Annotated in this window: 18 protein-coding genes; 14 read left to right on the top strand and 4 right to left on the bottom strand. The window is 47.0% G+C overall.

Translation table 11 applies throughout. The features are described 5' to 3' along the window. The first annotated feature begins 126 nt into the window (after window positions 1–126). Both AC15IQ_RS01760 and AC15IQ_RS01755 read left to right on the top strand, forming a co-directional pair. Entirely contained in the window at window positions 127–540 is a 414-nt protein-coding gene (locus AC15IQ_RS01760; RefSeq protein WP_483176918.1) for an iron chaperone, read from the top strand. Then, entirely contained in the window at window positions 537–791 is a 255-nt protein-coding gene (locus AC15IQ_RS01755) for a YdeI/OmpD-associated family protein (RefSeq protein ID WP_483176917.1), read from the top strand. The genes AC15IQ_RS01760 and AC15IQ_RS01755 overlap by 4 nt, the downstream gene beginning before the upstream one ends. A gap of 72 nt (window positions 792–863) precedes the next feature. Here AC15IQ_RS01755 and AC15IQ_RS01750 read toward each other — a convergent pair whose 3' ends face one another. Further along, window positions 864–1,133, bottom strand: coding sequence for a spore coat protein (locus tag AC15IQ_RS01750; RefSeq protein WP_483176916.1), 270 nt, complete (start codon window positions 1,131–1,133; stop codon window positions 864–866). A gap of 13 nt (window positions 1,134–1,146) precedes the next feature. Further along, entirely contained in the window at window positions 1,147–1,350 is a 204-nt protein-coding gene (locus AC15IQ_RS01745; protein WP_483176915.1) for a hypothetical protein, read from the bottom strand. Between the two features lie 224 nt (window positions 1,351–1,574). Here AC15IQ_RS01745 and AC15IQ_RS01740 point away from each other — a divergent pair, with 224 nt between their 5' ends. The 4 genes from AC15IQ_RS01740 (at window position 1,575) to AC15IQ_RS01725 (ending at window position 5,616) form a co-directional block, all read left to right on the top strand. Continuing rightward, a complete protein-coding gene (locus AC15IQ_RS01740; RefSeq protein ID WP_483176914.1) occupies window positions 1,575–2,705 on the top strand; it encodes an alpha/beta fold hydrolase in 1,131 nt (376 codons plus the stop codon). Between the two features lie 72 nt (window positions 2,706–2,777). Then, window positions 2,778–3,068, top strand: a complete 291-nt coding sequence (locus tag AC15IQ_RS01735; RefSeq protein WP_483176913.1) for a 4Fe-4S dicluster domain-containing protein — start codon at window positions 2,778–2,780, stop codon at window positions 3,066–3,068. Window positions 3,069–3,150: 82 nt separating this feature from the next. After that, window positions 3,151–3,876: a hypothetical protein gene (locus tag AC15IQ_RS01730; protein WP_483176912.1), complete on the top strand. Its 726-nt coding sequence runs from the start codon at window positions 3,151–3,153 to the stop codon at window positions 3,874–3,876. Window positions 3,877–4,317: 441 nt separating this feature from the next. Continuing rightward, window positions 4,318–5,616, top strand: a complete 1,299-nt coding sequence (locus AC15IQ_RS01725) for a hemolysin family protein (protein ID WP_483176911.1) — start codon at window positions 4,318–4,320, stop codon at window positions 5,614–5,616. A gap of 141 nt (window positions 5,617–5,757) precedes the next feature. On the opposite strand, the gene AC15IQ_RS01720 is transcribed toward AC15IQ_RS01725, so the two are convergent. Then, a complete protein-coding gene (locus tag AC15IQ_RS01720) occupies window positions 5,758–6,996 on the bottom strand; it encodes a C40 family peptidase (RefSeq protein WP_483176910.1) in 1,239 nt (412 codons plus the stop codon). Between the two features lie 552 nt (window positions 6,997–7,548). Between AC15IQ_RS01720 and AC15IQ_RS01715 the strand changes: the two genes are divergently transcribed. From AC15IQ_RS01715 to AC15IQ_RS01680, 8 genes are all read left to right on the top strand, one after another. Continuing rightward, window positions 7,549–8,205: a BglII/BstYI family type II restriction endonuclease gene (locus AC15IQ_RS01715; RefSeq protein WP_483176909.1), complete on the top strand. Its 657-nt coding sequence runs from the start codon at window positions 7,549–7,551 to the stop codon at window positions 8,203–8,205. Continuing rightward, window positions 8,202–8,831, top strand: a complete 630-nt coding sequence (locus tag AC15IQ_RS01710) for an MT-A70 family methyltransferase (protein ID WP_483176908.1) — start codon at window positions 8,202–8,204, stop codon at window positions 8,829–8,831. Before AC15IQ_RS01715 ends, AC15IQ_RS01710 begins: the two co-directional genes overlap by 4 nt. Window positions 8,832–9,001: 170 nt before the next feature. Continuing rightward, window positions 9,002–9,658, top strand: a complete 657-nt coding sequence (locus tag AC15IQ_RS01705; RefSeq protein WP_483176907.1) for an MT-A70 family methyltransferase — start codon at window positions 9,002–9,004, stop codon at window positions 9,656–9,658. A 528-nt stretch (window positions 9,659–10,186) separates the two neighbouring features. Then, window positions 10,187–10,771, top strand: a complete 585-nt coding sequence (locus tag AC15IQ_RS01700) for a 2-oxoacid:acceptor oxidoreductase family protein (RefSeq protein WP_483176906.1) — start codon at window positions 10,187–10,189, stop codon at window positions 10,769–10,771. After that, window positions 10,768–11,079, top strand: coding sequence for a 4Fe-4S binding protein (locus tag AC15IQ_RS01695; protein WP_483176905.1), 312 nt, complete (start codon window positions 10,768–10,770; stop codon window positions 11,077–11,079). Before AC15IQ_RS01700 ends, AC15IQ_RS01695 begins: the two co-directional genes overlap by 4 nt. A 38-nt stretch (window positions 11,080–11,117) precedes the next feature. Next, entirely contained in the window at window positions 11,118–12,266 is a 1,149-nt protein-coding gene (gene porA / locus AC15IQ_RS01690; RefSeq protein WP_483177726.1) for a pyruvate ferredoxin oxidoreductase, read from the top strand. Continuing rightward, complete coding sequence (locus tag AC15IQ_RS01685) at window positions 12,263–13,201, top strand: thiamine pyrophosphate-dependent enzyme (protein ID WP_483176904.1); 939 nt, start codon at window positions 12,263–12,265, stop codon at window positions 13,199–13,201. Before porA ends, AC15IQ_RS01685 begins: the two co-directional genes overlap by 4 nt. Before the next feature lie 69 nt (window positions 13,202–13,270). Next, complete coding sequence (locus AC15IQ_RS01680; protein WP_483176903.1) at window positions 13,271–14,182, top strand: bifunctional cobalt-precorrin-7 (C(5))-methyltransferase/cobalt-precorrin-6B (C(15))-methyltransferase; 912 nt, start codon at window positions 13,271–13,273, stop codon at window positions 14,180–14,182. A 240-nt stretch (window positions 14,183–14,422) separates the two neighbouring features. Here the strand turns inward: AC15IQ_RS01680 and AC15IQ_RS01675 are convergent, their stop codons facing one another. Beyond that, window positions 14,423–15,217, bottom strand: a complete 795-nt coding sequence (locus AC15IQ_RS01675) for an enoyl-CoA hydratase/isomerase family protein (RefSeq protein WP_483176902.1) — start codon at window positions 15,215–15,217, stop codon at window positions 14,423–14,425. Between the last annotated feature and the right edge of the window lie 291 nt (window positions 15,218–15,508).

Here is a 15,508-nt window from a genome sequence, read left to right as displayed (position 1 = left end):
AAAAAGGCGGGACTTACTTGTGGCGTAAGTCCATAGTTCAATCGTTTACGCCTGATTAGTTTTAAAAGGTTGAGAACAGATTTACAATAAAAACTGGGAGATACTAAACCAAGAAGGAGAACCAAAATGTGGAAATGCCCGAAATGCGGACGCAGTTTCAAAAACACCGATCAAGCCCATTATTGCGGTAAGATGGTTACTATTGATGATTACATCTCTGCTCAAGATGAGGACGTTCAGCCACTGTTGCGGCAAATTCGTGAAACCATTCGAGCTGCTGCGCCAAATGCCAAAGAGAAGATCTCCTGGCAGATGCCTACCTTCTGGCAGGGCGAGAACCTAATCCACTTCGCAGCGGCCAAAAAGCATATCGGCATTTACCCCGGTGGCGAGGCGGTGGGTGTATTCTCTGAGCGCTTGAAGGATTATAAGACCTCCAAAGGAACGATACAACTCCCGCTCGGTAAACCGATTGACTATGAGTTGATCGCCGACATCACCCGCTGGCGAGTGCAGCAGGTAGAGGAGAAGCACAAATGAAGAACGATTTGGATAATTCCAGAATGACTCGCCAAGTATATGATATTCCCGATTTTGTGGTCGAAGCGCTGGACCACAGCAGTATGTGGGAGCGTTACCGGGCCCGCCCGCCATATCAGCAAAACGACTATATCGGATGGATTACGCGAGGCAAACGCGAGCAAACCAGGCAAAAGAGACTCGCGCAAATGCTTGATGAACTACGAAACGGTGACGCTTACATGGGGATGCCGTATAACGCGAAAGTCTAAACCCGCCATTTCTGGCGGGTTTTTTGCTACATTGAGGTGTCGGCCTTTGGGTCTAGCCCGATGATATTCTCTCTACATCTGCTGTTGCTGCTGCTGCATGGTTGAGAAACTTTGTTTGATGCGGCTGAGTTCTTCCTGAGGAGCTGGCTCCACCTTGTACCAGCCTTTTTGATTCATTAAATCAAATATCTGTTTCTGATGGTCCAAAGTCTGATTGAGAAGGCTGCTGAAGTGCTGCCTTACCTTGGGGTCTGCACTTTCGAGAACTCCGCTGGTCAGCATACTGGCAGCCAGCTTGTGTTCATATAGGAGAATACCCATCCATTCCATATCTTTTGACATAGTAACTTCCTCCTTACTGCATTGTTCTGCTGCCGGAAACCAGTGAAGCTGAACTCATTATCCACTGCTGATGCTGCCCTGTCATGCCCTGGATGAGGCTTTTAACCTGGGGATCAGTGCATTCGCCCATGGCATGCTGGCATGTCTTTTGGATTGATTCGAACATCTTGCTGGTATCTTCCAGATACAGGAGTTCCCTGGTCGAAAGTTGATTCATGAAAAACCTACCTCCTTTAACAAATCTATTGTTTAGGATTTACAATGGTTTTGGCATTATTCACGGATTTCAAATCCGGCCGTAATTGGGAAGGTTCTAGCCGCATTTGATATCTATTACCTGACAGTGTGAAAGCATCGGAACGAAAGATATAATTGTATTAGCTCAACACTTAAATCCGCTAGGGGAAGGTGTTCTGATGTCGGGGGCAAAAGGCTTCGCCAATGAAAAATAAATCATTGAAAAAGAGGAACAGAAGGTTGTGGATTATTGCATCAGTTATATTCTGTATTGTGATGGTATCATGTTTAACTCTGCCTCCAAGTTTTGGAAAAACAAAACCGTTTCTTGATGACAGTGGCAATGTTTTGTCTGGCAGTATTTCTGAGAAGATTTTCATAGACATCAACGGGGATCCACTTGGCATGTTTATTATGGCGAAGGATGAAAACAAACCGGTCATCCTGTTTCTAAGCGGAGGGCCAGGCATACCGGGATTTTTTCTGGAACAAAAATATCCTACCGGCCTTGCAAACGAGTTTGTTGTTTGTTTTTTGGAGTACAGGGGCACTTCCATATCCTACAATTCAAATACATCAGCTGATACTATGACCACAGAGCAATACATTTCCGATGTTATCGGAGTTACAGACTACCTGCGTGAGCGTTTTGGACAGGATAAAATTTATCTAATGGCTCATTCTTTTGGAACTTACATCGGTATTCAGACGGCTGCACAAAACCCTGAACTTTATCATGCGTATATTTCTCTCGCACAAATTGTAAATCAAGTCCAGTCAGAAAAAATGGCATACAGCTATATGCGCGATCAGTACCGTGCCGCAGGAAACGAAAAGATGGTCAAAAAATTTGAAGACTATCCAATTTTCACGTCGGATCAAGCATATGAAAGATACTTTACCTCCTCATTTCGAGATACCGCCATGCATGATCTGGGTGTTGGTACTGCACGCGATATGCGGTCAGTAATCACAGGCATTTTCTTGCCAACCTTAGGTTGTACTGTGTATACGCCGATGGAACGGATCAATATTTGGCGTGGTAAAGCGTTTGCCAGCAGCACCGCCGTTGTTAAAGAAATCAAGCATTTCAACGCTTTTGAGCATGTGCCGTCGCTTGATATACCTACCTATTTCTTTGCGGGAGCGCATGACTATACTTGTTTATATTCTTTGCAAAAAGAATATTACGTACAGATTCAAGCCCCGTTAAAAGGATTCTATACTTTTGAAAATTCAGCACATAGTCCGTTGTTTGAACAGCCTGATAAGGCAATTGGATTGCTGATGCAAGACATTTTGAACGGAACAAACTCCTTATCAGAGCAAATATAGGATGAGCATGGTAAAATTGAGAAACAGTGGCGGGAAAGATATATAGATAAACCATAGCGCATTACACGACCGATGGACAGAGTACAAGACAAGCAAGCCATGCGCGCCACGAGACAGCACAATACATCGGCCTTGTTCAGGGCGGAGTATGTCGGCAGGGTGGATTCTGCCCTATGCAGCGGCTGCCGCGCCGGCATGCGTATTTGCCCATTCGGAGCAATAGTTGACAGTGCACTTGATAAAAAGGTAGACATTGATCCGCGTCAATGTTACGGTTGTGGTATTTGTCGCACCACTTGCAAGGAGGGTGCGATTTGGCTTGAGAGCCGTGCCAATATTAAGGAATCAGCCAGTATCTGGTGAATATCGCTACGCAGTCAAAGGCTGATATAGTTTCTGTCGTTGGGGAAGCGGGAAAAGAACGCACGATTCGAAAGGAGTTATCATGAATCATCCTTCAGAAACGAATCAATACAAGCCTGAGTCCGAGTTAGGTACCGCAACTGACCAATGGAGGTGTCTCAATAAAGTTGGCGGAACGGCCGCTTTGATCACAGTCGCCTTGATCATAATGGCTATCATTGCCCACATGGTCTGGACGCCGCCCGGTTGGGCACCTGGCGCCGCCATAGAGTGGTTCACCCGATTTCAGGCCAGCTGGCTGCTGGGGCTCCTCGGCCTGGATCTCTTAATCGTTATCAGCCTTGTGCTGGGTATTCCGCTTTATCTCGCCCTTTACTTTGCCCTAAGACAGTCAGGTCATTCTGCTATGGTGATTGCTACCGCTATAGCCTTGATCGGGACAGTGCTTCACCTAACATCGAACACAGCCTTTGAAATGCTTTTTCTCAGCCAGGGTTATACAGCCGCAGTGACAGAAGCACAAAGAGCCATGTTCCTGGCGGCAGGAGAGGCAGCGCTCGCTTCCTACTACGGCACTGCTTTCCATGTGGGCTATATCCTTGGATACGTTGCCAAGATAATAATCGGTGCGGTCATGTTGCGGAGCGTTGTATTCGGTAAAGTAACTGGTTGGATGGGCATTCTGGTAGGCATTACGGGGCTTGCCTTCTATTTGCCAACGATAGGCCTCATTTTCTCGATAGTATCTGTATTGTTAATAGCAGTATGGTATGTCATGGTCGCCCGTGGGCTCTTCAGGATAGTATAGGATACATTGATTTATTACCGTTATCTCCAAGCATATTAACTCCCCTTTGAGTTGGCTGCTGCCGGCATTGGTTGGAAAATAGCAGAAACACTATCAGCCAGCTCGACCGATCTGGCCGCCAGTAAGGCATGGTGAAGGAGGATTATCTCTGCCATAATGGTTGGATATCAAACATCTCTTTTCCAGGTGTGGCGGCAGGCTGAGTTTGCCTACTTAAACGCATTTCGGCATTTTTTTAGATGTATTATGATAATATTATTGATTAAGGCAATAAGGTGAATAATAAGTGGTATAGGTTGCGAAATATTCGGCCCTGGCCAGCTTTAATTTCTTAATAATAGGCAAGCAGTTAAGCCCCGGTTATTAAAAAGGCTATGATTACCTGAGATATCGGGGCTTTATGCCTTTTTGTTGTCAATGTCCCACATATGGAGGAAAAAGATGTTTTCGGCAATTTTATTTTTAGTAATTCTTATAATTCTGAATGCTTTTTTTGCCGCTTCTGAAATCGCTTTTATTTCCCTGAATGATAACAAAATAAGGGTAATGGCTGAGGAAGGCCACAAAAAAGCCCAATCGATAAAAACTCTTTTAGATGAACCAAGCCGCTTTTTGGCCACCATTCAAATAGGCATCACCCTGGCAGGATTCTTGGCGAGTGCTTTTGCATCAGATACCTTTGCTGATAAACTTGTGAATTTAATAAAGCTTGCCGGGATAACACTTCCTGAGACCTGGCTAAAGACCATTTCCGTAATACTGATTACCATAATCCTCGCCTATTTTACCCTGGTTTTAGGTGAATTAGTGCCTAAAAGGCTGGCAATGAAAAAAGCTGAGCAAATCTCGATGTTAGCGGTTGGCCCTCTAAATGTTCTATCCGTAATAACTGCACCATTTGTTAAGTTGCTCACCCTGTCCACCAACTATTTTGTAAAATTACTGGGTATTGATCCGCATGAAGAGGATGAGATGGTCACCGAAGAAGAGATTCGTTTGCTTGTAGATGTGGGTGAAGAGAGGGGGGCCATTGATGAATTTGAAAAACTGATGATAAACAATGTTTTTGAATTCAACAATAAGACGGTAGCCAACATTATGACTCATCGGACTGATATTGGAGCTTTGCCTGTCACGGCAAGTCTGAGCCGTGTCACGGAGTTTTTAAAAACAGAGCAATATTCGCGTATACCGGTTTATGAAGATACCATCGATAACATCATTGGAATTTTATACGCCAAGGACCTGGTTTATTTACTCTCTGATGAAGGCGACCGAAATAGTTTTGATTTGAAAGGCTTGATCCGCAAGCCGTATATTGTCCCTGAGTCCAAGAGAAATGATGAGTTGTTTAAAGAAATGCAGAAACAGAATATTCATTTTGCGGTCGTGATTGACGAATACGGGGGAACGGCAGGAATTGTTACCATAGAAGATTTGATCGAAGAGATAGTAGGCAATATTTCGGACGAATATGATGAAGATGATGAAGCTTTCAAGAGACTTGATGATAACACTATTATTATCAAAGGGACCACCAGCCTGCATGAGGTTGAGGATTATCTTAAAGTAAAACTCCCCACCGATGAATACGACACCTTAAGCGGCTTTTTAATCGGGCAATTAGGCCGAATACCCGGTAAGAGGGAGCATCCTACCATAGAGTTTAACGAACTGGTTTTTAGAGTTGAAGAAGTGGAAGAAAAAAGGATAGCTGCGGTAAAGGTCTGTAAAGCTTAGGCAAACATGAGGATGGTATGATGTCAGCGTAAGGTGGACAGAACCGCTTCCTATGTCCTATGTCATAACTGAAGTGCACATAAAAAACCCCGCTGTATCTTGCGTTTAAGCGGGGTTTTCTCTGAGGTCTAAGCGGACTCTTTAGAAGCCGGTGCCAAGACCCTTAGGCAATATAATCGGTTTATCAGGCTTGATCTGATATACAGATGGAATTACCGGTCCTTGGTCAGTGAATTTATTGCCTGCTACGTACGCGCTGGACGGTAAAACCCGGCGCACCTCGATAAGGCTTTCCCCATACCAGTAGGAAAAATTGTTGACGATTCCAATCGCGGTGGGGTTCCCTGAACAGGTATTTATAATGCACGGTTTGCCGTTGATTTCGCCCATATAAATGGCTACGTGACCGATGTGTGTCCTGGCTGGAGCATCAGAATTCCAGAAGGTGAAGATGTCACCGGGCTTCAGTTTTTCGGTGCCAACCAGAGTGTATGTCGACTTTCCGGGTATTTTTTGTGCATAAACACCCGCCACTTTAGTCCCCACCGAGCCATAGTTTTTGGCTGCCGAAGTGATGGTATAGCCGAAATCTTTATATACCAGCGAAACAAAATTTGAGCAGTCGATGTAACCGCTGCTAGCATATTTGGTATGGCCATACTTCATGTAGCCGTATTCCATGTACCATATAGCCCGGCCTACCAGAGCCTGTGCGGGGCTGCCGTTATATTTGGCCCGGAAGGCGTCAACCACCGGTTTTTCATGGCTATTGTAATGGCTTATACTTGCTGCAGAGGGCAGCTTGGCCGAGGATGCCAACTTAGGCACCACAATCCACTTTAAGGCTTCATTCAAGGCTTTTTTGGTTATCGAGCCGACCACCCCATCGGTTTTTAGCCCCTGGGAGTTTTGAAAACTCCTTACAGCATCTTGAGTTTTAGGTCCAAATTCCCCATCTACAGCATTGGTGTAGAAGCCTAATTTGCTTAGATCCTTCTGTAATTGGGCAACAGCATGGCCCTGGCTACCCAGTATAAGATCTCGTGTGCCGTAATCACCTGATCCGACTGTTTTCATGGCATCATTGAGAGCAGCCTTGGTGATACGACCAACAATACCATCCGTCTTAAGGCCCTTCGACTTTTGGAATTTAATCACCGCATCTTCAGTCCTTGGTCCAAACGATCCATCTATACTATGCGTGTAGAAGCCCAAGGTGTTAAGATCGCGTTGCAATTCGATGACGGCAGTACCCTGACTGCCTAGTAACAAGTCTGTGTTTCCGTAATCACTGGCTTGCGCTGGCAAAGGTATTAGAGTGAAAATGAATAAAGCCAGCAAAGACCAAAGAGCCAATTTCTTGCAGCGTAGTGTCAGCATAGAATCTCCTTTCTTTATTCAGTACAACAAGACTACAGTAATTTTCGGTCGCAGTTTCATGTGAAACACTAGACCATTAAGGCTTGAGCCCCATGTATAACATTCGCCTAAAATTATTTACTACCTTTTGGTAAATATGGGCAAATAAATCAACGCAGGCATAAGTGAGTACTTATTGGTAAGGTTATCCTGCAGCCTGGCAAGCGGGCAGGCGGTAGGCATGGGAGGTGCAATATATAAGTAGCATGAATGGGGCACCTTCATCAAGCAAGATACCCCTGATGGAGTTTTTAAATCACAAATTGCGTCATATCTATGAAGCGTAAATAATTTTCCATTGGCGTTATTGAGGCTAATATCAATCCTTGGTGGTGTCGTACTTATTACCGAGGCAGGTGACGCTGATGTTTCACTGCAGACAGGTGATGTGTAGGGGTAAATGGTAGGGTTAAATAGCTGTTCGCAAAGAGAGCATTTCCTGATTATCTTCCCACCCTGGTTTATATACTTGATATAATGTGGTAAGGCATAGCTATCAAAGGAGGCTCTTGTGTGAATTGGTTAGATTTGATACCACAGCCAGTGCGTAACCTTTACGAGGTATACAATTATAACCATGCTGCGGAGGTATTATCACAAGGATGCCGCAACGATTTTATTGAACTCATGGGCGTTTTAACTGAGTTTTCAATAACTACTGCTGAAATTACAGCCCCGGGTGGCAATGAATCAAAAATACCCAAGAAGTTCTCTGAGTTGCTGCGCCCACTGAATTGGCTGGAAACCCGAATTCAGGGTGATTTGGTAGTCAAGCTGAGTGCTTCTGGCAAGCGCCAAAGTAAAGTAACAGAAAAACGAATCAGCAATTTCATAGATGGTCATAAAATCGACTATGTAAAAAACAGAGTGGCATTTGACTTAGAGTGGAATAGCAAGGACCAGACGTTTGACCGGGATTTATATGCGTTTCGGGCATTCCATGATTGTGGAATAATTAGCGCTGGTGTTCTGGTGACTCGCTGTGAAGAACTCAATGATATATTTCGCAGCCTGGGGGTAATGCACAAATATGGCGCTAGTACAACATGGATGGGGAAATTAGTGCCTCGACTTGAATCAAGACGTAATGGAGGATGCCCGGTATTAGCGTTGGGCATTAAGAAGAAGTTGGTAATAGACTGGTCAGAGCAGGAGAGTGACGGGGTATGAAAAATAACGAGCAAATCTCACCAGAGGCCTTCGCTTTATTGGAGTTCTGTAATGGAGATAAATTCAGAACCATTCTAGCAGACCCCCCCTGGCAGTTCAAGAATAGAACCGGCAAGATGGCACCGGAACATAAAAGGCTAAACAGGTATGAAACCATGTCTTTAAGGTCCATAATGGAACTTCCGGTAGAGTCTGTTGCCGATGAGGTAAGTCATTTATACTTATGGGTTCCCAATGCCCTTCTGGCGGAGGGCTTAGAAGTTATGAAAGCGTGGGGGTTCTGTTACAAAACCAATTTGGTGTGGGAGAAGGTCCGCAAAGACGGGCAGCCTGATGGTAGAGGGGTAGGCTTTTATTTTCGGAATGTGACCGAGCTATTATTGTTCGGAATCAGAGGAAAAAATGCCAGAACGCTTCAACCGGGGAGAACACAGGTTAATCTGATTAGGACTCAAAAACGGGAGCATTCTAGAAAACCTGATGAATTCTATGATTTAATAGAAGCCTGCAGTAATGGCCCATACTTAGAGCTATTCGCACGTGGTAAACGAGATGGCTGGGCAGTATGGGGCAACCAAGCCAATATTGACTATCATCCCACCTGGTCTACATATGCCAATATATAGCTATCGCAGTGCACCACGGTTTAGGTGAATTACCTATTCCGAATTCACTATTTCAGTTCTCTCCACCCTTCAGCATACAAAAGTTAAATATTGACAGAACATGTGTTCGATGTTATCGTTTAATCAGGAATTATCTCAAGTATGTATTTTTCAATGGATGGAGGGAGGAAATGGTGTTACAGCAAACTCCCGTCCTGTTCAAGGACCTTGATATCACAGGATTTGGTACCATCTTAGTTGATCCACCTTGGCAATTCCAAAACCGTACCGGTAAAGTGGCACCAGAGCATAAAAGACTGAACAGGTATAGAACTATGCCGCTTCAAAGCATTATCGAGTTACCGGTTAGTCAACTTGCCGCTCCAATATGTCATCTATACTTGTGGGTGCCAAACGCCCTTTTGCCTGATGGTCTTACGGTTATGCGTGCATGGGGATTCAACTACAAAACCAATTTAATCTGGGAAAAAGTTCGCAAAGATGGCGGACCTGACGGTCGCGGCGTAGGGTTCTACTTCCGTAATGTTACCGAGATATTGCTCTTCGGTATTAAGGGTAAAAACGCCAGGACTTATGCGCCCGGCAGAAGTCAAGTCAATTTAATTCGGTCACGTAAAAGGGAACATTCGCGTAAACCTGAAGCAGTATTCTCAATCATCGAGGCGTGTAGTCCAGGCCCCTACCTGGAACTGTTTGCAAGAGGTAAAAGGCCTGGTTGGTCACTTTGGGGCGATCAGGCTAATATTGATTACAGCCCGACTTGGTCTACATACATTGTTAAGGAAAACGCCAATGAAAACAAGCAAAGTGGAGGTCGGCTTTGCTGACATTTACTTGCAATTCCTGAACACCAATTGACAAAACCGGGCTCGCCTTAGTATATTAATTGTAATTCAAATCTTCAAAGGCATTGACGGAGAGAGTAGGTTGCAGTTGAACGTCGAAGCGAGCCGGGGACGGTGCAAGCCCGGTACCAGTAGTCTGAACCCGAAGATCACTCCTGAGCTGCGGACCGAACGAGAAATCCAGTAGGCTCCGACGGTTTTCCCCCGTAAGCGGGAACGCATATGATGGTATGTCGTACTAATGGGTGGTATAGCGAATGTCTTTTCAGGCTTTCGTCCCTTTACGGGACGAAAGCCTTTTTAGTTTTGAAAGTTGGTTCAATTGATAGATTCAAAATGGCATGTAAGCCGGTGTCGCCAAAGCGTATCTGCACTGGCGAACACTTGTCAATTGCTTGGGCAAAGCTTTAAACCGTCCATGAAGGGACTGACAGCGCGCTTTCCTATAAGGAAATGATGTAACCGGTTCGGTTTCGTCTCAAGCTATCTTAGCAACAGGAGGGAACAGCTATGGTAAGTAATAATATGGTGGAAATACGCTGGCACGGCCGGGGCGGACAGGGAGCCAAAATGGCCTGCCTGCTCTTGGCGGATGTGGCGGCGCAGGAGGGAAAATTCGTACAGGGCTTTCCGGAATATGGTCCGGAGCGCATGGGGGCTCCGATTACTGCATATAACCGCATAAGTGAACAACGCTGCTCCATACATTCCAATATCTACTACCCGGACTATGTGGTGGTGGTAGATGAGACCCTTTTGGACAACGTCGATGTTACCGGGGGTCTGAAAAGCAACGGCGCCGTGATAATCAACACCCCCAGTTCGCCTGAGGAGATGCGCCGTAGGCTCAGGGGCTGGGATGGTAAAGTATGCACCATTGATGCGCGCCGCATTTCAGAAGAATACCTGGGCGCCAATTTCCCCAACACCCCAATGCTGGCTGCTACCGTCAAAGTGAGCGGAATTCTGGAAATGGAACGTTTTTTAGCCAATATGAAAGAATCCTTCCAACATAAATTTGCCGCCAAACCCGGGATAATAGACGGCAACATGGCGACATTGAAGAAATCCATGGAGGAGGTGCAGATAGGGTGATTCGGGCCAAGTATATAAATGAACAAACCCCCTGGCAGGATTTGACCCCTGGCGGGGAGATTTACGAACCGGGGACGGCCAGGGAATTCAATACCGGTACCTGGCGCACCGATACACCGGTATTTGTTGTGGAAGCTTGTAAACATTGTATGCTTTGTGTACCGTTCTGCCCTGACAGCGCTATTCCGGTCAAGGGTGGCAAGCGTCTCGATTTCGATTATATGCACTGCAAGGGCTGCGGAATCTGCGCGGAAGTCTGTCCTTTCCCGGGGGCGATCACAATGGTGAGCGGAGGTGTACCCAGTTGAGCGACCGCTTATCCGGCAATGAGGCTGTGGCTTATGCCATGAAACAGATCAATCCCGATGTTATGGGAGCTTTCCCCATCACGCCGTCCACTGAGATACCTGAATACTTTGCCGCTTATGTAGCCAACGGCGAGGTCAATACCGAGTATGTGGCCGTCGAATCGGAGCACAGTTCTATGTCGGTCTGCATCGCGGCCCAGGCCGCCGGGGCCAGGGCTGTCTGCGCCACTTCGTCCTGCGGCCTGGCTTTGATGTATGAGCTTTTGTATGTGGCGGCATCATGCCGTCTGCCCATCACTTTAGCCTGTGTGAACCGGGCTTTGTCCGGCCCGATCAATATCAACCACGACTACTCTGATTCCATGGGAGCAAGGGACAGCGGCTGGATTCAGATTTATGCCGAAAATAACCAGGAGGCCTATGATAATTTTATAATGGCCATGCCCATCGGCGAGACCCCTGCCGTGCGTCTTCCGGTGATGACCTGTATGGACGGCTTTATAACCAGTCATGCGGTAGAGAACATAGAGCTTCTGGAAACCGAAACGGTACGCACCTTCGTGGGGACTTATGATCCCGAAAACTACCTGCTCAAAAAAGAAAATCCCCTGGCGGTAGGTCCGTACGATATCAGCGCCTATTACATGGAACACAAGGTTCAAGAGGCTGAGGCTATGAAAGCGGCCAAGGCGCGCATATTGGAAGTAGCCGCCGAGTTTGAAAAGATCTCCGGCCGCAGTTACGGTCTATTTGAAGAATATCAGATGGATGATGCTGAACTGGCCCTGGTTTTGATGGGATCAACTGCCGGAACTGCCAAAGCGGCTGTCGACAAGCTGCGCGAACAGGGTGTAAAAGCCGGGCTGGTCAAAATCAGAGTTTTCCGACCCTTCCCGTGTGAAGAACTGGCTCAGGTCCTGGCGGGGCCTAAAGCTGTAGCCGTTATGGACAAGTCGGAGGGTTTTTCAGCTAACGGAGGGCCTTTATTTGCCGAGACCCGCAGTGCCTTGTATGACTTAAAAGACCGCCCCTATGTGATAAACATCGTCTATGGTTTGGGCGGGCGCGATGCCAAGGTAGAGGATATTGAAAAAGTGTTCAAGCGGCTGGCGGATATCGTTGCCACCGGCGAAACCGGTCCAGTATATACCCATATGGGACAGCGCTCCAAGGAGGACATGGTATGAAAAGGGTATACAATCTGAAACAGGAAGTAGAAAAACCGCCCCGTCTAACGGGAGGGCACCGGCTCTGTGCCGGATGCGGGGCCGGAGTGGTTGTGGCCGGGGTGCTGCGGGCCCTCAACAAAGAGGACCGGGCTGTAGTGACCAATGCCACCGGCTGTCTGGAGGTTTCCACCTTTATGTACCCTTACACCGCTTATATGGACAGTTTTATTCATTCTGCTTTTGAAAACTCTGCAGCTACCTGTTCAGGAGTGGAAGCGGCCTACAATGCTTTGAAACGACGTGGCAAGGTGGAGGGGACCGTGAAATTCATAACTTTCGGCGGTGACGGCGGAACGTATGATATAGGGTTTCAATCACTTTCTGGGGCTATGGAACGGGGCCACGACATGGTGTATGTGTGTTACGACAACGAAGCCTACATGAATACCGGCATTCAGCGTTCGTCTTCAACGCCCCGCTTTGCCCGCACCACTACCTCGCCGGTAGGAGCAAAGAATCAGGGCAAAAAACAGGAAAAAAAGGATTTAACCGATATTATGGTGGCGCACAATATCCCCTATGTGGCTCAAACTGCCCCTTTGGGCAATTTTAAGGATTTGCACACCAAGGCCTATAAGGCGATCTATACCGAAGGGCCTTGCTTCATGAACGTATTATCACCTTGCCCCAGGGGATGGGATTACCCCATGGCTAAACTGGCCGAAATCATAAAGTTGGCGGTAGATACCTGCGTGTGGCCCCTTTTTGAAGTTGAGGAAGGGGTGTGGCATCTGAGCTATATGCCGAAGCGAAAGTTGCCGGTGGAGGACTTCCTGCGCCCTCAGGGCCGGTTCCGCCATATGTTTGAACAAGGCAATGAGTGGATGATTGAAGCTGCTCAAGCCTATGTGGATCAGAGATGGGAGCGCCTCTTGGAGCGTAGTGGTGCTTAAATCTATTAGGAAATCCTAGTATAATTACGGTAGGTAGGTAGGGCACCTGATAACAAGGAGGTTTTGCCTGTGGAGGAGACCATGTTTAGCAATGAGATGATCTTGTCCTGGCTGCATTATTTCTCGGAAAACGTTGATATCAACCTGGCAAAACTAAAGATGCTGGATATGACCGGGAAGAACAAAAACCTGATTCCGACCATTATGTTCAATCGGGCCGTCCTGGTGTTTGTAGATGCCGGGCACCCGGAAATATTCTACGATATGTGGAATGCCGAACTGGGAGACTGCGAAGTATGGTACAATGAGGGGTCCGAACCAATCGGGCCGATCAAACACGACAGAGTCTCAGACATGATCCATCGCGGCATCAATTATTCTGCGGCTATGTTGATTTTAAATCCCCATGCCGCCACCAATACTCACATCGGAATGGAAAACAGCCGTTTTTCTCCGGGCTCAGTCCATTATGTATGCCGGGAAGTGCGGGCTATCATAATGAACAAGCTCAACCTGGGGGATCAGGATAACATATGCATCATCTCCGGGGAGAGCATCGCGGTGGAGGCCGCCATCTTGGCCGCCGAGGGCAGTGTGATTGCAGTGGAATATGATCGCAAGGATCGGACTACCATGCAGTGTAACGTGGATAAATTCGGACTCAATAATGTTATCATCGTGGAGTCTTTGGATAATAACATTTTGGATGAACTGCCCGTGCCGGACATCGCCTTTATAGTAGGGTCACCCAGGATCGGCGACGAGATTAAAAGTCTGCTGGCTGTCAACCCGGCTATGAATTTTGTCATCTATACCCTGGATTTCGAGGTCTTGACCTCGCTGCCGACATTGTTCAAGGAAAACGGTCTAGAGCGGACCGAAGCCATTCGCGTGGAGGTAACGCGGGTAAACAGCAAGAGGATGATGGAACCCTTCCCATCCCCCTGGATAATCTCCGCAAGAAGCAGCAAAGGACAATAGTCAACCCCGTTAAACACGGGGACGGTTCTGGCTTTTGAAACCTAGTTCACACACAGACTCCAAACGCAGGCAAAGCCTGCTGTCTGATGCCTACAGTAATAAACCCCGGATGGAGAGCCTCCTAGTAATAATATAGCTACAAAAAAAGACCCCTCAGGGTCTTTTTTGTTCCACTCTCGGGTAGCACATAGTTGCTCAGAATCTTGGTGGAAGTATATAAATGGGCAAAAGGAAAGTGACTTACCTACCATTAAACTCTGGCTTACGTTTTTCCAGAAACGCGTTCATACCTTCTTTTTGATCCTGGGTTCCATACAGCATGGCCCAGGCGTCTGCCTCCAGCCGCATGCCGGTTTCGATATCGCAATTCCAGGCCGCATTGATGGCCGTTTTGGCCATGCGCATGGCCAGCGGGGGCTTGGCAGCAAGCTTTTTGGCCCATTTTTGGGCGGCATCCATAAGCTCAGGCAGCGGGACTATTTTGTTAATTATCCCCAGATCCAAAGCCGTAGGGGCATCGATGATCTCTCCTAATAATATCAATTCTTTGGCTTTGCATATGGAGGTGTGTTGAACCAGACGCTGAGTAGCACCTGCACCTGGCATGATGCCCACATTTATCTCTGGCTGGCCGAATTTGGCATTCTCGGCTGCTATTCGCAAATCACACATCAGCACCATTTCCATTCCTCCGCCCAGGGCCGGTCCGGCCACGGCGGCAATAGTCGGTTGGGGCAGGTTGGACAGCAGTCTTTCCCCCCGCATGATTCTTTCGGCATGTTCCCTGGCCTCATTGACTCCAAATTTCGAAAAGGCAGCTAAATCTCCGCCGGCGCAAAACGCCTTTTCTCCGCCGGTCAGTATTACTGCTTTAACATCGGGATCATCCGCTATACCAACAAGTATTTCGTTGCGTTCGTCACTCAATTCGCGGTTTAAGGCATTCAGAGCCTGGGGGCGGTTAAATTGAATAATGGCAATTTGGTCTTTTATGGTGAGAATGATATTTTTATACGGTTTGTCCCGATAACCCATAGTAGTTCACCTCCGCCAATAATAGTCCAAAACAGGTGCCGGTGGTCAACGCAGACGGTTAGTCCTCAACACTCAATAAGGCGCCGTTTTTCCCTAGTATTACCCTATATACGACAGTCTCAGTACAAATCCTTTTTAGTGTCTGACCACAAATCCAGCAGTACAATGTTGTAAACAGCGTCTCACAAAAAAAATGAGGGTTCGGCGTGGAGCTTACCTATCCAAGCCGGACCCTGTAGCATTTTGTACAGGTTAAAGATGTGCTTCTAACCTCATACTGTACGACCCTTA

Origin of the sequence: Syntrophomonas sp. DTU019 (assembly GCA_913757435.1) — a bacterium.
In the GTDB taxonomy this organism is placed as follows: Bacteria; Bacillota; Syntrophomonadia; order Syntrophomonadales; family Syntrophomonadaceae; genus DTU019.
The sequence above is the reverse complement of the archived record's forward strand: the minus strand, read 5'-3'. Positions and strand labels throughout refer to the sequence as shown.